This is a genomic window from Anaerocolumna sp. AGMB13025, assembly GCF_029689925.1.
Classification (GTDB): Bacteria; Bacillota; Clostridia; order Lachnospirales; family Lachnospiraceae; genus Anaerocolumna.
The window spans coordinates 4,880,429-4,902,770 of sequence record NZ_CP121445.1; the positions used below are offsets into that span (position 1 = coordinate 4,880,429).

The following is a 22,342-nucleotide window of genomic DNA, read 5'->3' on the forward strand; positions in this document are numbered from 1 at the left end:
ACTTGTTGTTCCATCCACAACTATATCCAGTTCTCAGGGGTCCAACTAGTTTCAATCTTTTCTACAAGATCTGGTATTGAAATAATATCCCATTCGGATAATTTTTTCTCTTCTGGTGAAAGATATTTAACTGGTCTAATTTGAAGCGTCTCTGAATCCACAATATGCCAGCTAACAAACTCCGTACCAATAATATGTTCTGTTCTAAAGAATCTAGGTGCTTTCGAGTCTAACGGTACAGGAAATTTACCCATAGGTCTTAGTAATTTTTGCTTTATAGCATGCTTTACTGGAAGTTGCAAAAAAAACAGTTCCTTTTTCTCTATGATTTTTTCAATACTATGATTGTCTTTTTCACCGTAAATACCTGGAAGTACTCGTATAATCTCACATTCGGTTTTAGTTGCTTCTCTGACGCATTGAACAAAACCATAACCATTTGTAAGCGATACTTGAAAGGCTTCTCCATAATCAACCTTTGGTAACCGCAAATTCATCCCTCCTTTAATCATCTATATTGAATATTTCGGATACTTTAAAACAAAGATCGGTTAACAATATGGAACAAGATAAGATAATATCAAAAGTATTTCCTGTCCCCTTTTTTTACTTAACCTAAAATTTCTATTCCAACAATATTATCTTTTTGATCAATATCTAAATATATATCTGGTCCCTTATAATTATTAATAATATCATATAGCCTTATTTGTGTTTTTATAATATTTTCTTTTTTTTCTCCAGGGTGACCTGGCAAGTATAGATAAGCAACATCCGGATCATCTTCACTTACTTTTAAATAAATCTTATTATTCATTATTATAACCATTCCTCTCTAATCACAAAAAAATCAAATACTCTTTCCTTTAGATTTTATTATTACTTTGCAATTATTATTGTTTTTAATTTTGCCGAACCATTTTTGGCAACTTGATATTAAGCCAGACTAATATATACATTATCTTATTTTCTGTTTCTTCTTTCTACTTTTCTGAAACTGTATCAGCAAATTAAATTAAGTACCATTAAAGCATTCATTAAAAATATAAACATCCTTCTGTCAACTTTTTTTACTCTTTATTATTACTTTTTTAAATTCAATTTCAATTTCTGAATTTATATCACAAGAAATATTTTGTTTTATTAGACCTGAATCTAATAATTCAAATTCAGAATATCCCCAGTTAATTTCGCCCCAAAAACAATTGGTTACATCTGACATGTCCACATTACAGTGGTTCACATCTTGATAAATTATTGAAAATGATTTTTTATAATTTTCTATTTCAACTATTATTGTAAGTGTTGATTTTTGTTTCTTTTTCTCTGCTTTTATATTAATGCTATTTATCTTATAATCATGAAATCCATAATTTTTCAAATATGTTTTAATAAATTTTTGCGGTAATAATCTCTCAATTTCAGAAAAATATTCACTATATTTTCGATTATTCGCATCCCACTGTATTTCGGCTAACTTCCGTTCGTTTTCATCATAACTATTTAGTTTTATCCATAAATCTGATGTAAAGTATTTCATAATTAATATCACCTTCCTAACATTGGGAATCTAAATAAAATCTGAAGAGAAACTAGGAATCTTAGAAATTGTATATTCCGAAATCCCAGCTTAAAAAGCTGAAATTAATATTATTCAATCCATTTTTTTTCAAATGAATATATTTCGGGCGAAGTATGGAGTAATTCTATAGTCCTATTGTAAATATCATCAATTGAATTCTCTAATTTATAAGGAATAAGACTTTCCACATCCTCCAACTCACATCCTAATTCAATTAATCTTATTACTTCTTCGTTTAAACTTAAATCCCTTAACTTATCTACTGAGTATGGACTATAAAGAATTTTTTCCGCATCTTCAATACTAATTAGTCCTTTTTTAAGTGCTATAAGAATACCAATATTAAAAATTAGTATAAATTTTTCAATTTCTTCCTTTGCTTCGATACTTATTTTGAAACTCAATTACATATCTCCTCTCGATTAATTACTCCACCCGAAATAACTTTAACGTCAAATACTTTACCGGAAGAACTTTCAAAATAGTGTATTGAAATTTTCTTTCCAAATATATCATAACCATCCTTATATACTTTCTTCCACAGACTACCTTAAGAAGTATTTTTTTTCATTTTTTTTCTCCCGCCTTAAATAATTGATATCTATACTCAAGTAACTCATTGTTACGAATTTGATTCAATTATATAATTTAGGATTTTTCTTATCATTAGTAAGAAATTGGGAATGGCGGAGTTGGGGCTTTGATGTGTATAGTTTTTCCAGAATGTAGTTTTTGGAGATGGATGGAGGTATTTGTGGGGTGAATAATGGGGGAGAGATAATTTTAATGGGGGCAGAAACTGCTAATATGAGAATCCATGAAATCTGGATTTCTATAAGTGCCTTAATATCACCTATTTATAACAAGTATTACAGCAACACTTGTAAAACATAGAAAAACACCGAGTAATTTCAGAATCCACAGAAATTCCAGGGAGAAACTGACTTACAGCACCTCCCTGGAATTTTCTTTAAGTAGTTATTTGAACCGACAGCATTAAATACACTATTTTTTAAAACTTCAGGCAATTTTTTTCCATTTGTTAATTAGCCAAATATGCATCCTTTTCACCCTATATTTCTACTATTACTTTTTGTGTTCTTTCCCTGGGTTTATGTTTCTCGGATTTTGCAAGCTTATTAACATTTGCTCATATCAGTATATATTGAGGACCATTGGTTTATGAAAGTAAAGTTGAAGATATACTCACTCTATCACCAACGCCTACTCCAACAGTAAAAGGAAATAAACAAATACTTTTTTGGCATTAATATCACATGTTGTCTTTTAAAAAATTTTTCGCTCGTTCTTTAACTGCTGTTGTATCCTCTGATATTAATAGTCTTTTTATTGAATCTTTTATGATGAAATCATTTTTTTCATTAATGATTTCGTTTAAAAGATTTATAGTCATACACCTAATTTGATAACTATCATTTCTCAAATAACATAATATTTCATTCAAAATTTCGATTTCACCAAAAACATATAATGCGTAACAATAACCTAATGAGCACTCAATTGATTTTTCATTTAATTTTGCTTTTTTGAGATTGTTAATTTTATCGATTGAAACATGACCTAAACCACATGTAACATCAGCCCATGAAAGTATAGCATAGCTACGAGCAAGTGAATCTTTTTCTAATTTCACAAATTCTTCTAGTAGTGTCTCAACATCACCGAACGGAAAAACAGATAACGAATCATATGCCTCAGTTCTTACTAAGGCATCTTGATCTTGTGCAAGTTTTATCAATATATCCTTCGCTGTTTCATTGATGAAATCGACAAGCAACGGAGCTACCATACTTCTAACAATTGCATCTTCATCAATAGAAAATTCTTGAAGTATTTCAAAGTGTTTATCTGATAGTTTTTCTATGTCCATATACTCGTTTAATAAACTAATTTTTTCTTCTATCGTCATCGATTACCCCTTTTCTGCTTATTACGATTTCCTCTTGCTTTTTATTCTTTCTTAAGGCGTTGTTTCTCTTCATTTGACGTCTTAGGAGCTTTTAATCGATCTCTAATCTCTTCATCAGTCCATCCTACAAGTCCAGTATCCCTTATGTTTTGCCTTCCACCTTTAGACATATTAATGTAACCAATATAAATACATCCTCTCCTAGATTATAGGAATTATTATAGCATAGAACTTCTATTTAAATTAGCACCAATGAAAAAGCTCTTTAAAATCTTCATAGCAGCCAGGACAAATCCAATAGTAATTGTCTTCAGTACAATATCCCCTGTGAATATCCTGTCCTTCTTCACTAAATTTATCAAAGCAAAATTCGCAGTGATCATGACTGGTAGATGTGTTTAAAGTACGGGCATTTTTATAATTTTTAATATTAGTACCTTATTTTTTAAAAACATTTCTTGATTTCTTAATCTCCAATCACTCATGAATCACTCCTCCGCTCTTGAGAATTAACAAATCACTTGTTCTTCCATCCACAACTATATCCAGTTCTCAGGGGTCCAACCAATTTCAATCTTTTCTACAAGATCTGATATTGAAATAATATCCCATTCGGATAATTTTTTTTCTTCTGGTGAAAGATTTTTAACTGGTCTAATTTTTAGCGTCTCTGAATCCACAATATGCCAGCAAACAAACCCTGTACCTATAATATGTTCTGTTCTAAAGAATCTAGGTGCTTTCGAGTCTAACGGTACAGGAAATTTACCCTTAGGTCTTAGTAATTTTTGCTTTATAGCATACTTTACTGGCTATATTTTTTTTCATTGGGTGATAAATTTGATACTAATATAATCTACTGACATTAGTGAATATAATGTCTCTGTAAACAATAAAGTCTTTATTATCAGGAGTAATTGCTTTGATAACTGGTTACAATAAGATTATCATTATTTTGAATCGTTTCTGTAAATAAATTACTGATTATATTTGTGTAGATATCCCCATAAATTTGACTAAATCTAGAATTATCATAGGTCTATGTTAAAATACTTCCATCGTATTTTAATATACAGTAATAGCGGGTCCATCTATTCCAAATGTAACAAGCAAGTATAAATAAGCAACATCCGGATCATCTTCACTTACTTTTAAATAAATCTTATTTTTCATTATTATAACCATTCCTCTTTTATCACAAAAAAATCATATACTCTTTCCTTTTTTATATTTATTTTCATTGGGCACTCTGTATAAAATCATGCTTATATCATCAATATTGAGCTATACATATTCTCTGATCTTATATACGTTAGGGTCATGTATTAATGCAAACTCACTTTCTTCAAACGAAGTTCCATATCTTATTACGATACCCTGATTCATGTAACAACTAATGCACAATTTAAAATAATCTATTTTACCTTTTCTTACTATGCTTTGCATTATATCATTGACAGAATTATGGTTTTCTATATCGATATTTTTACTAAGAAAAATTGTAATTCTTTCCGGATTTGAAGCGACAATATCCAAGGCCAATTCTAGATTATTTATAGGTACTTCAGCTACTCCAAAATAAAAGATGTCACTCTCATCTTCAAAAGTTATTTCTTGACCTAGTCCAAAATCTTTTATATCAAATGACTTGTTTATTTTCTTCCAGATCTTATAATATTTATCAACTTGGGAATTTGGATTATCTATTTTCTGTACAACTGATAAATATATTTTTCGATTATTACTGCAATTATTCAAATATATTCTACCGATTTCTTCCGCACTCCTATGCAAAAATTCCTTTTTCTCTTCAATATTTTGAATATATTTAGAGTTAATACTATATACATGCATAGTATGCATTATTTCATTATAATTACTACGTTCATTATTAAAGTATTCGAAATAGCTAAATACATCTTCGCTATATTCATTCCAGATCTTCATCATAAACCTCCTCAATAGTAATAATGATTCCCTGAAGGATCATTAAAATGTGGTCTTATATTCTGACTGGGGTTATCTTGATATTCATGTCCAGCACTACCTAACGTATATCCACTATAACTGGTTGGATTTCCAATGGAATCTATACTATTGCTTGTCCATTATAAGAAGTTAATTTATCTTTCCAATTGGCATCTGCATATTCATATGTTATCGTATTCTTTACTTCACCAGGTACTTCCGATTGCGGTGTGAAATCATATTCCTTTATATTTATTATATTACCACCGAGATCATAAGTATATACCTTAGTTTTATTCTGCTTTTTATCATTTTCCCGGAGCAACTGATTTAACTCATCATATTCATATGAATTTACCAACAGATAATTTCCATCTGACTGCAGCTCATTAATCTCAGTTATATTTCCCAATTCATCATAACTGTACCTGATTCCGGTATTACCTGCTGTCTCCTGATATAGTTTAGTAGTCTGGTAAGTAGTCTGACCCGCTGAATTTCTTTTAGACGGTGCATAGGTATAATCGACTGTAATTGGAGCGGTTGTGTTAATCTTATATTGATTCAGCCTATTTAAACTATCATAGGAATAGGTTACAGTTTTACCAGTTGGCATGTTTTATGGATGGTTATTGATAAGCGCATTATCGTGATCCTCCATTGTTATAAATATAAGCATTCTTGACATTTTCCATATAATGGTATATTCTTGTCTTAGCTGTTAGTAAAGTTGGTAGCGTCAGTAGTATCACGCCTCATGAATATAGGTTAGCCCTAATTCTTTTCTTTAACTAATGGCTTTTCTTATATTACCAGATTAGGAGGTATGTTTATGCATGTTCAGTCATTATATATTGATCAGTCTTGTATGATAAACTTATGTACATTACCACTCCACTCATTAGATAATCTCCGCCCCGCTTTTCAAACTATATTTAGCAACAAAAAATGCTTTACTGAAATGGGAAGGTTTATCTGTGATGGAGAAAAGTATGATAATATTTTGGATTATGATACTGAAGAATATAGAGCGGGACTATCAAGAGCTCCTTTTATTAGTAATATGGGACATATTGGTTTTCATACTAAATCTGCTTACCTAATTAGCCGCAGAGACTTTCGGGATTACGAAGAGAACGAAATCTTTGGTTATTTCTCTGATTTAGAAGATCAAAGAATGAATTTTCTCTACTTCGAATTGTGTCCTCCAATCAAATTAAAAGTTTTTGACTCCGAAAAAAAACTGGTTGCTACTGGGAAAATATTTGCCCATATTTATCCTAGCGGATACCTCTACTTGCATTTATCATTTTCTTATCTTAATTGTGACCAAATTCAATCAGGAGAAGATCTTGAAAACATCATAAATGTATTTTCGCCATTATTAAGTAATACAGGATTTACCTTTTATAGTAAATTCGGTTCTTTGTCACTTGCTGAACTCTGCAAGGAACTATACAAAAACTTATTTCTATCAATATATACACAACAGGAAAATATAACTATAACCGAGCCTGATTGGATTGCCTCAGCATTAGTAATATCAGATGTAAATAATGAATCCGATATAACTGATTTATTTCACCAAAATCATTATTACAATTCAACTGATATTTTCAAACGAAAATTTAAGATGCGAACCGACTGGCGAAATGAAATGACAACCGACTATGTATATTACAAGAGTAAAATAAATTTTTATTTTTCAAACATAAAGCGAGATGCAATACTTCACACATTTTGGAAATTCCTTCACCTGGTGGAATTTGTATATTACAAAAAGAAAATATATGATATCTATAAGAATTATTTCAAATCTGAGACAGTGAAAATTCAAAGTTTAAGATTAAGCAGCGATAAAAAATTTTATTATGAGAATATGTTTGGAAAAGAATTTTTTGATTCTGATATTCCTTCGTATTTGCTCTTATTAGATAAAATGATTACAACTTTGGGTTCTACGGAGCGCGCACTATATTCCTACCTCTCTCAGAATTTTGGGTTGGATAAAAGCCGTGACCAAATGTTAAAGCATGAAGCAGAATGGATAAGTCAATTGGAGAAATGGAAAGAAAAACAACCCGTGATTTTTAAATTATTAAAAATGTTGCCAACTATTCTTAAATAATAAAGTAGTTTTCTTATGGTGAAGTGTTCATCTTTGAGAATATTGCTATTTGAGCAAGGGAGGTAATCTATGGCACATCTTTCAGACAGTAATGTACAATTAGTAGCAGAAAAGCTTATATTAGAAGGCTCAGAGACTAAACTTAATATCCCAAGTGGATCATTACAAGCCAGTATACAATAATTGCATATTCATGCAAAACAAAAGCACGAAAAAATATTCGTGCTTTTATAAATTATTATTATTAAGATTGCAATTTGTAAGTTTTGCATTATGCTCATTTCCGGAATATGGCGTTATATCAGCGAGCATATACAAACCATGTGACAGACAAAGACAAAAACGCCAGTGAAATGAAGGTTGTGAGAATACTGTATGTTTGCCAAACAAGTATCGTTGACCAATCATATCCGCTGAACATTGGGAAAAACCAACACATAATACACATGGCAACGGTAACCGTCAGCCAAACAATGGTTATGAGCATTCTTTTTTTTGTTATTTGTTGCCGCTTGTTCATTTTCTTTCTGCGTAAACCTAAAAAGAAAAAAACAACAGCCAATAGGCAAACAATAATTGTAACAGACGAAAGAACCATGTCCAAAAGCTGTCTACCACTTATTTTATATGACTGGGTAAGGTTTCCGTCCAGTATGTTTTTAATGCTTTTTACCAGCTTGACGTTTGTATTAGCGCTATTGGACAGCAGGCAGATTGCGACCCGCTCATCTGGCAGTATTACCACTTCTGTTGCGAAATTGGGATTGCCTCCTTCGTGCTCAATAATTGTTCCGTCGGTGTTGACCGACCATCCTGCCGCATAATACATCTCGTTGACAGCCGGAACAGATACGTCTCCCTGATGGGATTTCATGATAACCATTTTAAATACTTCGGGGATATCCTGTATAACGCCCATCTGTATGTTCATCCAACGCGCCATATCCGTAGCACTTGACATAATATATCCCGCTGGCTTGTTACCAGCATAGTCCGGGGCGTCATATGGCGTTGTAATAGAAAAAGAAGTACGGTAGCCCTGCGCCAGCTGCCCCGTTTGTTGAGCATCTGCTTTATAGACGTAAGTATTATATAATCCCAAAGGTTGAAATACCTGCTCAGCCATAAAGTCTTCATAGCTTTGACCCGACACAACCTCAATAACCAGACCTAACACATCATAATTGACAGTTCCATATTCGTATTTCTCACCTGGAGGGAATGCCAGTTCAGCATCTACCAACATTTCTACGGTTTTTTGCAACATATCTGGCGTGTTGCCTTGCGGGATATTTTGAATATGCTTTTCATTTGTCAAGCCACTGGTATGGTGCAGAAAGTCATTAAGTGTAAGGCTATGCATATCAACGGGCATCCCCTGATACTTTAGCGTAAACCAGGGTAAATAATTCTGAACAGGGTCTGCCATGGAAAGTAATCCCTGCTCCTCCAACAATAAAATCCCCGCACCGGTAAAAGCCTTACTAACCGAAGCTAGTTCGTATATAGTGTTTTCACTCGCAGGCAGACCTTTCTCACGGTCTGCGAAGCCGGATGAAAAATATAACATTTCATCTCCATCAATTATAGAAATTGACATACCCGGTACACCTGATATATGACAAGCATTATCCACCAATGTCTGTATCGCCATAGACTGTGTATCCGATAGCGCATAAACCGGTGTTGCTAATCCAGCGAATAGTATAAATGATACCATCGCAGTAACAATATTCTTCTTCATTAAAGTCCCCATTTAAAAATCTCCATTATATAAATAATCAGCAGTTCAAAGTTACTCGATAAATTCTGATATACTAATTATATCAAACTAGCAATCTGAAGGTATAGCTACACACTATGCCTAAATAATAATATATAATTTAATCCCATTTGCCTACATGTTCACCACTTGCAGGAACATCGCCATTTGGTATATTGCCACATGGTTTAACATCAAATAACTGAAAACCTGAAGAAGTATCTTTATTTCTATTAGTTCCATTATTTCTATCCGACTCATTATTTTTATCAGAAGTTTTGGACTGTTTTCCATTTCTTGATGGAGTAGTTTCTTTATTCTTAACTACAACTTTTATAGTTTTCTTAGATAGATGCCCTGCACTGTCTTTGACAGAATATGTAACAGTATAATTTCCCACCTTTTCTAGCCTAACCTTAGTACTTCCGTAACTGTTCCTCCACTAGTGTAGTGACTTTTGAATTATTAGTCATCTCCTTGTACTGTTTTAAACTAGTATATATTCCGGGCTACCAACACCTTGGTTAGTAGCCCGGTTAATCATTAAATTTAGTATAAGATATTTGAAGACCATATTATTTTGAATATTTATCTAATTCTTCCAAAAACTCTTGATAATCTTTATCTTCCCAATTAAACGTTAATTCATCTTCTGTGTATTCTTTCGTAATAGGTAGCATGAATGATTCACCAACATCTAGTCCTAATTCATTTAAGACAAGCTGTGCAAATTCTCTAAAAGCAAAACCTATTGCAGTAATAATATTCTTATCTTTTACTACAGGTTGACGAATAAAATTATCCTTTTTAATGAATGAGAATATATTAAACATTTGCATAAAGATACCAGCTGTATACTGTACTTCATTTAATAAACCTGCTTTAGCTAACAAAAGCGGCGAACTTGATATGGAAGCTATTATAATCTCTCTGTTTTTCAATTCAGAAAGAAAATTAATAAGTCCATTATCATATAAAGCAGGTAAAGGATTAATAATTCCAGGCAATATAAGACAACTGTAATCATCCATATTTACATCATTAAAAGTTTTTGTAGGTGTTACTTGAAATCCTTCTTACTTTCAAAAATATTTAGCTCACTACCTAAATAATCAATATCTTTCCTAAACCATATCTTCAAGCAAGAAGTTAGTGTAGTTATTTCTTGTAAAGAAAAGTAAGGATATAACTGCTGCAATCTTTTTTATATTCAATTTCTCCCTTCAAAATTTGATTAACAAATTATATCAATTTTTCAGTCCAGACTGACTATCGTAGTATGTATCCTTCTGCAGGTCCTTTATCATGGCTTTACAATTCAATGTCATCCCATTTTCTGTAACAGTAAATGTCTTCATTTCTTTAAAACCATGCGATAGATAAAACTGAATGGCTCGTGTATTTTCAGATAATACCTCCAAAAGGCATGACTTAAAACCTTGTTCTACCATCATTTTTTCTGCCTCAGCATATAGCTTATGACCAATACCACATCCAACATACTCCGGTAATAAATATATAGCAAACAATTCTGCAGTGTCTGCAATAGATATTGTGGTGGATTGACCAAAAACAAGGCTGCCAATAATTTCACGGTGGTTTTCTGCGATTAAACAAATACTTCCCCCACAGATGGCTTCCTGCAATATAGGAACCCAATGATTTTTTGACAATGAGGAAAGATATTGCCCATCCATGAGTCCATCATAAGCAGATTTATAACTGATCTCGACTTGACAGCTAATTTTTTCAATATCTTGGATCGTTGATTTTCTGAGAATAACATTATCCATTTTAACAACCTGTGCTTTCTATCATATCTTCCATTCATCCTGATACACATATGAATTTTTACATCTGTTACGTTTATTACAAATTCCCAGTCTTCAACGATTGTCTTATGCATAATTATTTCCTCCAATTTCAAATTTGTCGCATTTTTATATCTTAAGTTCACAATTTAGTCTATAATTGTTCAATGCTTCAAATTTACTAGCTAATTATAATTAGTTGATAGTCCATATTAAAACAGTATTGAGAAATAAAACTTCTGATTATGCACCTTAATCGTGTAGATTTATAGAGAACATATATCATCTTTATATTCAAGCAGAAATTCTTTTTGCCACTCATACAATTTTTGCTCGTTATTCATAATCCACTCATCAATGGATTCAGATTCATCAATCCATTTCTGCGGATAATTAAAATTTACAATAAATTCAGAAGACTGATAATTATGTATCCCCAAATAAAACATATCATAGAACTCTTTCCAGGAACAGTTGGATAAGTATTGTGCTGTTAATTCTAAATCCTGCATGTCCGCAATTTCATAATAAGTCCAGACTCCACTTCGCAAGGAATTCCCAAACCATTGTGATATCGTACTATATATTCGAATACAATCAGGAATATTGTAATTTTCTATTTTTGTTAACTCTAATATCTCTAGCATGAAATCAGTATCAACATGATAGAATTCACCCATGTTGGTTGTTTCAAGTTTTTTGTATAGCTTTTCAAATTCCATATAGTCCTCCATAAGTGATATTAATTGAATACGGAAAAGAGTAAGAAAAATAATATTATTACAGACAAAATTATTGAAATACTCAAAACGATGATTGATATTTTTTTTATAACTGTAGGATTATCTTTACTTGCTTTTATAATTGCATATACTGATATACCTATTATTAGACCAAATAATAATGGTTTAAATATAACATTCATAGGACATCTCTCCAATATAAATAGGTTGCTTAGTTATTATCCAGTAACGAATCAATACTATATTATACCACTACAAACAGATTATCTCTACCTTTTTATTCCAATACTATCTTTCTCGTTAAATCTTAGTCTTATCTTTGAAATTGATAGCCGATAGTTTTTTCACATATAATGATTTATGAATCTATTGAGATTTAACCAAACTTAATTTACTGACTGAGGTAATCCAAAATTAGCTTACTAACAGTAGACGGTTTAATTTGAGGTGCCTCGCCTAATATCAGCTTATGGCTGTTGTATGGATTGGGTTCTTCATAACGCTCCCATCTTTTGCTTTCGTATAGATACTGCCTTCCAAATAGATATTTCTCTTCAGAAAAAACGCTTAAAATAATAGGCTCAATACCTGTATCTTTATCTACTGTTATGCACCAATAATATAATTTATCATTTACGATTATTTTACGTTTTCCTTTTTTACTATACATTAATATCACCTCACATGCTTATTTTATAATAACTGAAAAACTGCCAACTGATATTAATAGTTGTAGTATACTCGGAATTACACATAGATTTTAAAAATAGGTCGAAGCTTAATTTACTTGCTTATTTAATACCAACAATTCAAAACAAAGTATTACTGTACCAATACCATATCCCAAAGGTGCAATATACCATAGATTTTGATTAATCAGTATAGCACCAATAAAACCAACTATACATAAACTTCCACAGGCAATCAGTGTTATTTTGAGTTTCTTAAATTTTAGTTCATTTTCTATTCCAAATGATGAAAAAAGAAATGCTAACCCCATGAATAATCCCCATGCCAAATAGTCAATAGCCATTTCAATAGATGGCCATTTCCCTATTAGTAAATAATCAGGAATATTAACTCCATTTTTAATTAATTGCTCCGTAACCGTTAGGTTTGCCATATGTGCAACATTGGTTAGTACCATGCAGGCCGCTGCAAAAATAATAGCCATAATTTTATAACTTTTCATTTTCTCAGTTTTTGAAAGCGGAAGCACTAATACTAACATAACCATTAATATACCAGAAGCCATTGTTACTAGTTCCATAGCAATCAACCATTTTTGTGAACCTGATAGTATTAGTCCAAAAGTTATAATAAAATATGTAAAACATAGTGTTATTCCTAGTATAGACACGTTCTTTCTATTCATTTAGTCCTCCTAATTAAATGATGCTCTTATCTATAATGTATAGTAATGCATAATCTACCAAATATCAAATATTATTTATTCAAAAGTGTGTCTATTACTTACTTTACTATATTTAACGAAGTATAAGATATAAATGGAACCAACTATACCTTTAATACTTATATTGTAATCCATACCTTTATTGCTTTGTAAGTACCTTCATATTCGCCTATGGTTCCATCTCATTTTCCTCAAGTAACTCATCATTACTATAATTTCTCATAGGAATAGAAGCATTTGTAACTTTCTTATTTTCCATATCAACCTCATCATCCGCCAGCACTTCCTCTTTTTTATTCATTCTGATATTTCTGGTTTTTTAAAAGGAACCGGGATATAAATTCCTCCCTATCTTCCTCTTTGATTTCCCATATCCAGGGTTTCTGATTACCATGAAGCTGAGTTACATCAAATAAATGAGCAACACCATTTAGATTTTTTACTAATACCGGTATGCTTTTTTCTCCCCGCTTCACCTGCCTTCCGACTGATTGTCAGGCATCGTAGGTGGCTAGTTGTGTAAAGCTCTTATTCTGTTCAAAGGCTGTGACCAATGTTACAAAGTCATACTTATACATATTGTAAGAACTCTTTCCACCTTATTGGATCTTCTAACATTTCTGATACAGAATAAAAGTAACGCTGCTTTAATTTTTCAAGTTTATCCATGTGTCACCTCGTTGTTTTTATTTTCATCCCCTCCTTTTATGTAGCCTTAATACGTTAAGGACACATAAAAAAAGGGGATATTGTTAAATTAACAGTATCCCTGGGTAAAATATATCTAATTTTATATTTAAAGGTAATTTTTTTTTACTCCTTTTAAATTTAAAGACCACAGCAGCACTAACTATTTACTCATTAGGTAAACCAATAAAGGGAGTAATATCAAACCCTGTTATACTGCTTATGATAACTTTGATCAATAAGATAACTACAAATAACACTATCATAAAAAGAACATACTTAACCGATCTAAACATTCCTTCAAATACGGGCATTTGCTTTGAACCATAGTAAAAAGCTGTTCCAAGTAATAATGCACATGCAAGACCCATTAACTTTAGCGGAAATAAATAATATATATTTATCTGCCTATCATTTATAATTGGGATTAAATAGCCCAAAATATAGCCGATCAAATAAAATTTCCACCGTTCTTTAATGACTTGTTTTATTTTTGTAATCACTATAATTTACCTCTCAACGTTATTTTGATTTATTGATGATGCTGATAAATATACAAATAGAAACTTTTTCATAATCATGCCCATTTCGCTATTTACTACAACAGTTCCTCTATCTGTTCAATTACTTTTTCCCCATATAAACGTTCCATCACCTAATATAATACTCGTAGGTGAATTTTCTATAGATAATTCAACTAAGTCATCAGTACTAACGACCTTGTCAATTGAATTATTAACTACTTTTTTTACAGTTACTGTACAGGCATAGAACTCTTGATATTTATCATCTTCTTCTAAACCATTATTGGTTTCATATACTGTATCAATTTCATTAAAAACGTTCCGTTAGGATATCTGCTAACTTTTTCAATCATCTCATCCATAAAGTTTTCCTTTTATTATTAATGCCTGGCAGGTACAATATGTACTCCATTTTTACCATAATGTATTATTCCCTTTGTTGTATCTGCTACTTCTTTAATAACAGGATCTCAGAGCCACTCCAGAGCAACCCATTTTCTTTGCTGAACAATTAGAAGTTCATTACCAATTTTTCTTGCATGAATTCTTTTATAAAATCATCAATTACAGTTTGAAACAATTTTACAGGTATATAAAAGACTCCTTTGGGATTAACATACTTTATATTGCTATATAATATTGTGTTGTCCCATGCTAATTCAATAGTATTATTAACTCGCCTAAAAATAACATCTGCTAAATATGATCCCCCTCTGTCCGAATACCATGAATGACTAAAATGCCAGTCTTGTCTTTTTTCAAACCATAAATCAAATTCATTATCATCATCTGAATCAAAATCACCACTATTATTGTACAACTCTATTGCATTGTTTCCTTCACAAGGTAATGGAAATGGGCTTTCTTCAAGAATGTAGTTTTTATTTTTGCAAAACCAATCAACAATAAATCTTAAATCCCATTCATATTCACGTATTTTATCATTCATTGAAAAAGTACAAATTGAATTATTATAAACCCACATCTGAAATTCCCCCCATGTAGGTTCATACTTCCCAGGTTCATTAAATGGACTCTCTTTTAATTCATATGCAATTGCAAAAATCTTTTTATTACCAAAATATTTCATAATTACTCACCCTCATATAGTACTATTCTTCATGCTCATCAACTCAATATTCATAATCTATTTTGTCTATTAATTTATCTTTTAATATATGTACCTTTTTACTTACATTAGCCTTATAAATCATTAAAATCTTTATTGTTTTTCTTGGATTGTTTCTTAAATCATTTTATATTTTTTTATAAACTCCATAACCGGAAGGTTTTGTATATCAAATATAATATCTTTATCGCTTTCCCACCAACTATCCCCTAAAAATAGCTTGCTGTCCACATAAGTCCAAGGAAGTACAGTCTTATTTGCTATTTCAATTCCAGAAACAATGTGGTAAAGATATATGTTTTCTGTAATAGAAATACAAAATTCATCATCTAACTTATACATAACTACAAACGAATCATTTGCTATTCCACTTTCTAGAACCTTAAGGTATTCAATATACAATTTGTCTTTTGTAATTACTTCCGCTTCAGTTTTTTCATTAAACAGCTCAAACATGACCGTCTTTAAACCATATTTATTTATGAATTCTTCTACCGTGACGAAATTATAATCAGCTGTTAACTCAATAATTTTGAAGAAGAATAACTTTTTTTGCTAATATTATTTCTTACTATTATTTTTTCCACACTAATTCCCTCATGTATGTAATATGAACTCTAAATCCTTGGTTTTACTATAAATATTAACATGGTCAATGTTCTATTCCTTGATTTGTGAATGTAATAAACACAGACAATTTTCTCTTGTCCAGCTGCACTACTTCCTAATAAGTTTAATGTTATAAAACATTGTCCCTCGAAATCCATCTTCTGATCCACTGGACCAGAAGTCTCTTCATCCCTGATTTCAGCAGCATTTAGAAGCACTTTACCTCATTAATTATATTCATCTGATTTTTTGATATTATTCTTAACTCTACGTTACCATTTTCTTTACCATAGTTCAAGTCTAAACGACTAATCAATCCATTTTTTAACATTTTGAATATATTTCCATTAAATAATTCGATAACCCCTATCTCTATAATTGTCAAACAAGGGCACATAAAAAGGGGGATATTGTTAAATTAACAGTATCCCTGGGTATATATATCTATAAATAGTTATGACATTGAGAATAGTACATAAATCTCTTAATCCAAATTAGTAAGTATATTCAAAATTGTACTCTATTATATGATATTCTTGTTCTATGTATGGTATTATCCTTTCGGCATACCAGTTATAATTAGGAATTTTGATCTTTTCTTCAATATATTTCGTGTTTATATTTAATACAAATAAAAAATTTCTATTATCAGACATCAATAAGTGTCCACCAATATCTGTATTTTCCCAGTATAACTCCACCCCAACTAACTCCTTCATATGCTCTTTTTCATCCACTAATTTAATGAAATCATTTAAAGAGATTTTTGATGTTGTCCACTCAAACATATCGTCATCATTTAAAGGTAAAAATGTAATTTTACCATCTCTTTGAACATTCCATCCAGACTTTATTAAAAGGTCAATAATTTCCTTACAGTTGTGGATATTATTTGTATCTAACTTCATATTTAATGATACTGAATATGACATTTTTAAGCCTCCTAGTCCAATCACGCATATAATTTTACTGTCTAAATCATTCGCATATTCATCAGCCTGTTTTTGAGGAACTTGGAATAATTCTATTATGCATTCAGTAATCTGTAACACACTTTCTACTCAATTACTTATTATCGTCATTATAATGAACGCGATTCCTAATAATCCAAAAAAGATATTTACAGCTCTTCCCATTATTGAGTTTTTGTAATTCAAAGGTTCTGACCTTGTAAAATACACCTCATGAGCTGCTAAACCTAAGACAGATATAATAATAAATGAAATACCTGCAAATACACCGACCACAACATCTGGAATTTTGATATAGTCATCTAAAAATAAATATACAGATACAACCAAAATGTCAATTCCTAAAACTACATTCTTAACCACTCTAATTTTACTCTTTCTCATTATTAACCCCCTAAGATTTATCCAAAGTGCTTCCATCTTAACGTAAATAAAGCTTCTCTTGCATTAAGTAATTCTCCACCATTTTCCAATTCGGTTTCTGATTCTTCAAGGGCTGCATCAGTTTCACTTATCCACATAATTTGCTCATAGGTTTCCATGCTCATGATAACCAAATCTCCATATCCATTTTAATAATCATTTTATTTATACTCCTGTAATTTTCTAACTTTCCAACTCCTTATCACCATTTATTTTATTAATATAGCTATTTTGCTTTTCCATCCATTCCTTTTCTTTTATTAGCCACTCTTCATCAGATAGTTTTAAATCCCCCCAATAACTACTTGAATTAGTAGTAATACCATTTTGGTCTGTTAATACAATAGCTGTTCTAGTGCTTCCAAAGACTAAAAATGGACAATACTGATTTGTACCTTCATTAAATTTCAAACAATTGATACTTATGTTATTCGGACCAAAATTACAACATTCTGGTGCGGCTTCATTTTCTTTTTTATCACTGTGATAAAAACACTTAGCTTCTATTACGATATGATTCATATTCATAACCTCCCTATTTCATATTTTCTAGCATTCTCAAAGCTTTTTCATAATCATGCCCATTTATTTCTATCCACTCAATTCCTCCGTCTTCTAGTTTTCTTCCATAAGCTCTATATTTACCATTTATTCTAACAGAGTAATATTTTCCTACAGATAATTGATAAATATAGTTTGAGAAACCATAATACTTTAAGAACACCTACTTAATCTATCCTTCCTTTACTACCTTGGGTTGCCATACTACGTCTTCATAGACAACTTTCTTTTCCAATATACATTAATCACCGTTCTATCAGACGTCGATATGCTGCTTTTGGAGCCTTATCTTTAAGAACATATAAAAAAAGGGATATTGATAAATTAACAGTATCCCTGGATCATTTCCTTATTGCATTCCTAACCTATCTGTTCTTCCTGGGTCATAATAATCATCATAGCTATCATCATAATCACCTTTATTATAACTTCCGCCATCCCCAGACATCAAATTCTCTGTTACATGATAATCTTGATCTATAAGATTTCATTCGTTGATTGAATTAGAGATTTAAGTTAAACTTAAATAAAATGGTAATCGTTCTTGGATATCGCAAGCATCAATAGAGAGTAATGTAATTGAATCCCAAATCTCTATAAGACTCTTATCGTTAAAAACTTTCGCATTTACAAATTCCTCAAAGGAAACAAAATCATAAGCTTGTGAGCCATCTTCAGTTAATCCAAACCAATATATAGCTTTATTGGCTTCCTTATCTGACATTTTTCCTAACCAAGCTGATTGAAAAGCATCGCAATTGTCAACACTGAATTCTATTTCTATGCTGGCTTGATTTTGAGTGATGTCATAATCCATTATACTTTTAAAGTTTTCATAAGTTATTTTTTCCATATTTAAGCTTTTTACCTTCACCTCATTAAATTTACCATATATTTTCATCCCCTCCTTTTATGGATCCTAATACTTAAAGGACACATAAAAGGGGTATATTGTTATATTAACAGTATCCCTAGGTATATAATTCTCATATTTATAGTATAAGATTAACGGCTAGATAAGTACTTTCAGACGCTAATATTCAAATATTGCTTTAAGTTTATAAACTAAATTTTCATAATCTTCTTTGACTTCTGAATTATCATTAAAAAATTCGTATAGCCTCATGAATTCAATATAATCTTTTTTATTCTTTTTCTCTGGATTGTTACTCAAATTTCTAATAAGTAATTCTAATAGCTGCCCTTCATACATTTCCCCTTCAAAAGGATTTTCCTTTAAAATTTTCCAAACTATAGGAATCGCAATGTCTGAAAACACATCTTGACGAAGCATTCTTGATATATCCAAAATATCTAATTCGTTTTCTTCTTTTATTATCATTTTTGCAAACCATTGGTCTAAAGGAGAATCATTTTTTAATTGATTAACATCAATATTTTTTATCTTATATATAGGATTCATATAATTATAAAACCTCCATATGACGTAAATGTATTTCAATTCTTAGAATAAGAAAAACATTGAGATTCATATAAATCTCTTAATTCCAATCCGTACCTATCAAAATCAAGTACATTTGATTAGTTCCATATCATTAATATTCAATTTATATCTGCCCTCATTTTCAGTATCTGATGCTTCTACTGTAAACATGATTGTTGAATTGTCCATAACCTCAACATCCTCAATCTCCCACTCTTTACCATCTTCTCTAAACAACTCTTTCCATTGCTTTGTAGACTTATTATAACTAAATTCTTGAAAAGGTTCTTGTATGTAGTAGATAATTAATCCATACCCAACCATTACACAAAAGCTTTCATCATTAGAAATTGCAGCAGCCTGTGGATCTCCATAAAAATCTCCAATATATACTTTTTTATTACTCCTTTTGAAAATTAAAAATACTTCTTCATATTCATTTGTGATTAATAAGTTTTTACTTTCTGTTAATATTGAACCCATTTTTAATCCTCCTCTTGTCATACGTAAAGTCTATACTTTGAGTACACACAAAAATGGGGATATTGTTATATTGACATATCCCTGGGTATTTTGATTATCATTATTTATACTTCAAATCTGTTATTAATGGAGATACTAGTTACCTGCTTCTCTATTATCATGTACATTAGTAACTATGCCACTTTGAGGATTAATTGTTATTACAAAATCTGCAAACATAGCATCAGGTTCAGCGTATAATGAAAAATCCCAAAAACTTTCACTGCAACCTAAAACAACCTTTGGATTTTCATAATGATCTATAGTATCTACCCCCATTTCTGCTACTGCAATATCAAAAGCTTCATTGATATCTATTGTCCAGCTCTCCGTATTGAGTATAATTTCACTACCTCCTAATTGTTTTGGTGTCCCATAACTTGATGAGAATCTTACTAAGCTGTTACTATTCATATCTATGTCTACAGATGCATCTGCATCAAATTTGTTAGTAACATTTTCCTCATAAAAGGAATAAGTTATACGACCCATTCTGCTGCTTATTTGTTCTTTTCCATAAAAACCAGCATTAATATAGTTAAGATGCATCGTATCTCTCCATTCCTCAACCCTCTGTTTGGCAAATTGTAGCCCTGATTTTATGGAATCAATATTTCCATCCAAAACTATTTCTGAATCATCATTCTCTGCTTCTGGAGTCGGACCTTTGCTACAGCCCGAAAGAAATAAAAGACAGAGTAATAATATAATAGTAATATGCTTGTTAATTTTATTCATTATTAGCCTTCTTCCTATTGATTGTACTTCTTAAACAGATCATAATACTTAATCACATGGTGACCATATGCAGTAGTAATATTTGCATTATATTTTGCTAGTACTTTTATTTTTTCTTTACGAGTGGCTGTACTTAAATCAATATTTAATTTCTTTGCTTTCATTTTTAACACTAACCCACATAATAAATATTAGTTCCTGGGTCTTGTAATCTCTTCCAACTATATCTGCTCATACTATACCATTGGTGCAGATATAAAATAATTTGTTAAAGGGATATACTTCCTTCCATATCACAGCATACCTAAATACCGATCCAATTCTTCCTCAACATAACCCGCTACCATACTGACAATTGGATCCGCATCTCCGTTCTGATGATACGCAGTGAAGCATTCATAATACTTTCTCCTGTCTGTAAATTTCACATTAATGGGTAAGTATCCATTCTGCATTAATTCCAAATTTAATAATAACCTTCCAGTTCTTCCATTTCCATCAATAAATGGATGAATGCTCTCAAAGTCCATATGAAATCTTGAAACCAATTCGATTACATGTAGCTTTTTTTGAATCTTCATATGATCTTTTATAAGCTTTTCCATTAATACCGGGACCATATATGGCTGCGGTGGCTCATGCGCTGCTCCTAGAATACGGACGGGTATTTTTCGGTATACACCTCTGTCTTCCCGCCTGTCCATGAGAACTAAAGAATGGATTTCCTTTATCATTCTCTCTGAAAATTCCTGTTTTTCTGATACCAGCTGTTTTACATACTCGAATGCTTCTTTATGTCCTACCGCTTCTAAGTGATCTTTTAATGGCTTTTTATCTATTGTAATACCTTCAAGAACCATTGCCGTTTCCTGTAAGGTTAGTGTATTGCCTTCTATGGCATTCGAATTATAAGTAAATTCCAGAAGGAATTCCTCCTGTAAGCGTTTCAGTTCTCCCTGTGTCAGCGGTCTGCGTGATGCAAGTTCTTCCTTCTTACCATCAATTCTTCGAAATAGTGTTCTATATTTTTCATCAATTTCTTTACCGCGAAAAATTCTTCCATCCAGGGGTTTCACTGCATCAGCAGGAATCCTGTAGCTGCGTCCCTGTTTTACAACTCCCTCAATCATTCCTTCACTGCACAATATTCTTACTCTTCTGTCGCTTATATTCCACTTAGTTGCAGCTTGGCTGACCGTGATATATTCCATATCTCATCCCTACCTTCCTTACTGATTATTATAGCATCCTATCGGAATGTTATCAACTTAATTATTGACAAATAATTGACATATCATTCCTATGGTAAAAAAGTCTTCCTTAAACCGATAGGTTAATAAATCCTATTCACAATAATTTAACCACAAATAAACACCCGAACTCCGGATGTTTCCTA

31 protein-coding genes are annotated in these 22,342 nt (G+C 31.3%); 1 reads left to right on the plus strand and 30 read right to left on the minus strand.

The genetic code is table 11. The features are described from left to right. Positions 1-20: 20 nt before the first annotated feature. The 7 genes from QA584_RS20175 to QA584_RS20205 form a co-directional block, all read right to left on the minus strand. Positions 21-491 (minus strand): hypothetical protein, encoded by a 471-nt coding sequence (locus QA584_RS20175; protein WP_278270908.1) that lies wholly within the window; start codon positions 489-491, stop codon positions 21-23. A 119-nt stretch (positions 492-610) separates the two neighbouring features. Then, positions 611-817, minus strand: a complete 207-nt coding sequence (locus QA584_RS20180) for a DUF2283 domain-containing protein (protein ID WP_278270909.1) — start codon at positions 815-817, stop codon at positions 611-613. A 243-nt stretch (positions 818-1,060) separates the two neighbouring features. After that, the gene (locus QA584_RS20185; protein WP_278270910.1) at positions 1,061-1,540 is read right to left on the minus strand and encodes a hypothetical protein; all 480 of its coding nucleotides are present in this window, start codon (positions 1,538-1,540) and stop codon (positions 1,061-1,063) included. 110 nt (positions 1,541-1,650) lie between these two features. Then, positions 1,651-1,986 carry a DUF3969 family protein gene (locus tag QA584_RS20190; protein ID WP_278270911.1) on the minus strand — a complete coding sequence of 112 codons (336 nt, stop codon included), beginning with the start codon at positions 1,984-1,986 and terminating at the stop codon, positions 1,651-1,653. An 869-nt stretch (positions 1,987-2,855) separates the two neighbouring features. After that, positions 2,856-3,512, minus strand: a complete 657-nt coding sequence (locus tag QA584_RS20195; protein ID WP_278270912.1) for a HEAT repeat domain-containing protein — start codon at positions 3,510-3,512, stop codon at positions 2,856-2,858. 1,284 nt (positions 3,513-4,796) lie between these two features. Then, positions 4,797-5,462 (minus strand): hypothetical protein, encoded by a 666-nt coding sequence (locus QA584_RS20200; RefSeq protein WP_278270913.1) that lies wholly within the window; start codon positions 5,460-5,462, stop codon positions 4,797-4,799. Between the two features lie 139 nt (positions 5,463-5,601). After that, on the minus strand, positions 5,602-6,096 hold the full coding sequence (locus tag QA584_RS20205; protein ID WP_278270914.1) for a hypothetical protein: 495 nt from the start codon (positions 6,094-6,096) through the stop codon (positions 5,602-5,604). Between the two features lie 216 nt (positions 6,097-6,312). On the opposite strand from QA584_RS20205, the gene QA584_RS20210 reads away from it, so the two are divergent. Beyond that, positions 6,313-7,608 carry a hypothetical protein gene (locus QA584_RS20210; protein WP_278270915.1) on the plus strand — a complete coding sequence of 432 codons (1,296 nt, stop codon included), beginning with the start codon at positions 6,313-6,315 and terminating at the stop codon, positions 7,606-7,608. 301 nt (positions 7,609-7,909) lie between these two features. Here the strand turns inward: QA584_RS20210 and QA584_RS20215 are convergent, their stop codons facing one another. The 23 genes from QA584_RS20215 to QA584_RS20320 form a co-directional block, all read right to left on the minus strand. Further along, a complete protein-coding gene (locus tag QA584_RS20215) occupies positions 7,910-9,364 on the minus strand; it encodes a serine hydrolase domain-containing protein (RefSeq protein ID WP_331487686.1) in 1,455 nt (484 codons plus the stop codon). 127 nt (positions 9,365-9,491) lie between these two features. Beyond that, positions 9,492-9,770: a hypothetical protein gene (locus tag QA584_RS20220; protein ID WP_278270916.1), complete on the minus strand. Its 279-nt coding sequence runs from the start codon at positions 9,768-9,770 to the stop codon at positions 9,492-9,494. Positions 9,771-9,945: 175 nt separating this feature from the next. Next, positions 9,946-10,401 (minus strand): DJ-1/PfpI family protein, encoded by a 456-nt coding sequence (locus QA584_RS20225; RefSeq protein WP_278270917.1) that lies wholly within the window; start codon positions 10,399-10,401, stop codon positions 9,946-9,948. A gap of 216 nt (positions 10,402-10,617) precedes the next feature. Continuing rightward, the gene (locus QA584_RS20230) at positions 10,618-11,163 is read right to left on the minus strand and encodes a GNAT family N-acetyltransferase (protein WP_278270918.1); all 546 of its coding nucleotides are present in this window, start codon (positions 11,161-11,163) and stop codon (positions 10,618-10,620) included. Positions 11,164-11,447: 284 nt separating this feature from the next. Further along, positions 11,448-11,903 carry a hypothetical protein gene (locus tag QA584_RS20235; RefSeq protein ID WP_278270919.1) on the minus strand — a complete coding sequence of 152 codons (456 nt, stop codon included), beginning with the start codon at positions 11,901-11,903 and terminating at the stop codon, positions 11,448-11,450. Positions 11,904-12,315: 412 nt separating this feature from the next. Then, positions 12,316-12,594 (minus strand): hypothetical protein, encoded by a 279-nt coding sequence (locus tag QA584_RS20240; RefSeq protein WP_278270920.1) that lies wholly within the window; start codon positions 12,592-12,594, stop codon positions 12,316-12,318. A 108-nt stretch (positions 12,595-12,702) separates the two neighbouring features. After that, complete coding sequence (locus QA584_RS20245; protein WP_278270921.1) at positions 12,703-13,299, minus strand: hypothetical protein; 597 nt, start codon at positions 13,297-13,299, stop codon at positions 12,703-12,705. Between the two features lie 208 nt (positions 13,300-13,507). Continuing rightward, positions 13,508-13,639: a hypothetical protein gene (locus QA584_RS20250; protein ID WP_278270922.1), complete on the minus strand. Its 132-nt coding sequence runs from the start codon at positions 13,637-13,639 to the stop codon at positions 13,508-13,510. Continuing rightward, a complete protein-coding gene (locus QA584_RS20255) occupies positions 13,632-13,814 on the minus strand; it encodes a hypothetical protein (RefSeq protein WP_278270923.1) in 183 nt (60 codons plus the stop codon). Before QA584_RS20255 ends, QA584_RS20250 begins: the two co-directional genes overlap by 8 nt. Before the next feature lie 378 nt (positions 13,815-14,192). Continuing rightward, positions 14,193-14,528 carry a hypothetical protein gene (locus QA584_RS20260; protein WP_278270924.1) on the minus strand — a complete coding sequence of 112 codons (336 nt, stop codon included), beginning with the start codon at positions 14,526-14,528 and terminating at the stop codon, positions 14,193-14,195. Between the two features lie 401 nt (positions 14,529-14,929). Beyond that, positions 14,930-15,010 (minus strand): polymorphic toxin type 50 domain-containing protein, encoded by an 81-nt coding sequence (locus QA584_RS28885; RefSeq protein ID WP_442870364.1) that lies wholly within the window; start codon positions 15,008-15,010, stop codon positions 14,930-14,932. 50 nt (positions 15,011-15,060) lie between these two features. Continuing rightward, a complete protein-coding gene (locus QA584_RS20265; protein ID WP_278270925.1) occupies positions 15,061-15,639 on the minus strand; it encodes a hypothetical protein in 579 nt (192 codons plus the stop codon). 156 nt (positions 15,640-15,795) lie between these two features. Then, positions 15,796-16,134: a hypothetical protein gene (locus QA584_RS20270; RefSeq protein ID WP_278270926.1), complete on the minus strand. Its 339-nt coding sequence runs from the start codon at positions 16,132-16,134 to the stop codon at positions 15,796-15,798. A 647-nt stretch (positions 16,135-16,781) separates the two neighbouring features. Next, entirely contained in the window at positions 16,782-17,219 is a 438-nt protein-coding gene (locus QA584_RS20275; RefSeq protein ID WP_278270927.1) for a hypothetical protein, read from the minus strand. Between the two features lie 129 nt (positions 17,220-17,348). After that, positions 17,349-17,642, minus strand: a complete 294-nt coding sequence (locus QA584_RS20280) for a hypothetical protein (RefSeq protein WP_278270928.1) — start codon at positions 17,640-17,642, stop codon at positions 17,349-17,351. Positions 17,643-17,659: 17 nt separating this feature from the next. Further along, positions 17,660-17,806 (minus strand): hypothetical protein, encoded by a 147-nt coding sequence (locus QA584_RS20285; protein WP_278270929.1) that lies wholly within the window; start codon positions 17,804-17,806, stop codon positions 17,660-17,662. A 58-nt stretch (positions 17,807-17,864) separates the two neighbouring features. After that, complete coding sequence (locus QA584_RS20290; RefSeq protein WP_278270930.1) at positions 17,865-18,203, minus strand: hypothetical protein; 339 nt, start codon at positions 18,201-18,203, stop codon at positions 17,865-17,867. Positions 18,204-18,216: 13 nt separating this feature from the next. Then, complete coding sequence (locus QA584_RS20295; protein WP_278270931.1) at positions 18,217-18,405, minus strand: hypothetical protein; 189 nt, start codon at positions 18,403-18,405, stop codon at positions 18,217-18,219. A 348-nt stretch (positions 18,406-18,753) separates the two neighbouring features. After that, positions 18,754-19,143, minus strand: coding sequence for a hypothetical protein (locus tag QA584_RS20300; protein WP_278270932.1), 390 nt, complete (start codon positions 19,141-19,143; stop codon positions 18,754-18,756). 132 nt (positions 19,144-19,275) lie between these two features. Next, the gene (locus QA584_RS20305) at positions 19,276-19,665 is read right to left on the minus strand and encodes a contact-dependent growth inhibition system immunity protein (RefSeq protein WP_278270933.1); all 390 of its coding nucleotides are present in this window, start codon (positions 19,663-19,665) and stop codon (positions 19,276-19,278) included. Positions 19,666-19,770: 105 nt separating this feature from the next. After that, positions 19,771-20,169 (minus strand): hypothetical protein, encoded by a 399-nt coding sequence (locus QA584_RS20310; protein ID WP_278270934.1) that lies wholly within the window; start codon positions 20,167-20,169, stop codon positions 19,771-19,773. 135 nt (positions 20,170-20,304) lie between these two features. After that, positions 20,305-20,946: a hypothetical protein gene (locus QA584_RS20315; RefSeq protein ID WP_278270935.1), complete on the minus strand. Its 642-nt coding sequence runs from the start codon at positions 20,944-20,946 to the stop codon at positions 20,305-20,307. 293 nt (positions 20,947-21,239) lie between these two features. Next, positions 21,240-22,157, minus strand: a complete 918-nt coding sequence (locus QA584_RS20320) for a Fic family protein (protein ID WP_278270936.1) — start codon at positions 22,155-22,157, stop codon at positions 21,240-21,242. Positions 22,158-22,342: the final 185 nt, after the last annotated feature.

Coding starts and splice junctions, on each gene's coding strand:
- QA584_RS20245 (WP_278270921.1), bottom strand. CDS start 13,299: ATGAATAGAAAGAACGTGTCTATACTAGGAATAACACTATGTTTTACA.
- QA584_RS20280 (WP_278270928.1), bottom strand. CDS start 17,642: ATGAGAAAGAGTAAAATTAGAGTGGTTAAGAATGTAGTTTTAGGAATT.
- QA584_RS20290 (WP_278270930.1), bottom strand. CDS start 18,203: ATGAATCATATCGTAATAGAAGCTAAGTGTTTTTATCACAGTGATAAA.
- QA584_RS20305 (WP_278270933.1), bottom strand. CDS start 19,665: ATGAATCCTATATATAAGATAAAAAATATTGATGTTAATCAATTAAAA.
- QA584_RS20180 (WP_278270909.1), bottom strand. CDS start 817: ATGAATAATAAGATTTATTTAAAAGTAAGTGAAGATGATCCGGATGTT.
- QA584_RS20225 (WP_278270917.1), bottom strand. CDS start 10,401: ATGGATGATTACAGTTGTCTTATATTGCCTGGAATTATTAATCCTTTA.
- QA584_RS20235 (WP_278270919.1), bottom strand. CDS start 11,903: ATGGAATTTGAAAAGCTATACAAAAAACTTGAAACAACCAACATGGGT.
- QA584_RS20285 (WP_278270929.1), bottom strand. CDS start 17,806: ATGAGCATGGAAACCTATGAGCAAATTATGTGGATAAGTGAAACTGAT.
- QA584_RS20240 (WP_278270920.1), bottom strand. CDS start 12,594: ATGTATAGTAAAAAAGGAAAACGTAAAATAATCGTAAATGATAAATTA.
- QA584_RS20310 (WP_278270934.1), bottom strand. CDS start 20,169: ATGGGTTCAATATTAACAGAAAGTAAAAACTTATTAATCACAAATGAA.
- QA584_RS20275 (WP_278270927.1), bottom strand. CDS start 17,219: ATGTCATATTCAGTATCATTAAATATGAAGTTAGATACAAATAATATC.
- QA584_RS20210 (WP_278270915.1), top strand. CDS start 6,313: ATGCATGTTCAGTCATTATATATTGATCAGTCTTGTATGATAAACTTA.
- QA584_RS20300 (WP_278270932.1), bottom strand. CDS start 19,143: ATGAAAATATATGGTAAATTTAATGAGGTGAAGGTAAAAAGCTTAAAT.
- QA584_RS20200 (WP_278270913.1), bottom strand. CDS start 5,462: ATGATGAAGATCTGGAATGAATATAGCGAAGATGTATTTAGCTATTTC.
- QA584_RS20195 (WP_278270912.1), bottom strand. CDS start 3,512: ATGACGATAGAAGAAAAAATTAGTTTATTAAACGAGTATATGGACATA.
- QA584_RS20320 (WP_278270936.1), bottom strand. CDS start 22,157: ATGGAATATATCACGGTCAGCCAAGCTGCAACTAAGTGGAATATAAGC.
- QA584_RS20250 (WP_278270922.1), bottom strand. CDS start 13,639: ATGAATAAAAAAGAGGAAGTGCTGGCGGATGATGAGGTTGATATGGAA.
- QA584_RS20230 (WP_278270918.1), bottom strand. CDS start 11,163: ATGGATAATGTTATTCTCAGAAAATCAACGATCCAAGATATTGAAAAA.
- QA584_RS20315 (WP_278270935.1), bottom strand. CDS start 20,946: ATGAATAAAATTAACAAGCATATTACTATTATATTATTACTCTGTCTT.
- QA584_RS20215 (WP_331487686.1), bottom strand. CDS start 9,364: ATGGGGACTTTAATGAAGAAGAATATTGTTACTGCGATGGTATCATTT.
- QA584_RS20265 (WP_278270925.1), bottom strand. CDS start 15,639: ATGAAATATTTTGGTAATAAAAAGATTTTTGCAATTGCATATGAATTA.
- QA584_RS20270 (WP_278270926.1), bottom strand. CDS start 16,134: ATGTTTGAGCTGTTTAATGAAAAAACTGAAGCGGAAGTAATTACAAAA.
- QA584_RS20205 (WP_278270914.1), bottom strand. CDS start 6,096: ATGCCAACTGGTAAAACTGTAACCTATTCCTATGATAGTTTAAATAGG.
- QA584_RS20185 (WP_278270910.1), bottom strand. CDS start 1,540: ATGAAATACTTTACATCAGATTTATGGATAAAACTAAATAGTTATGAT.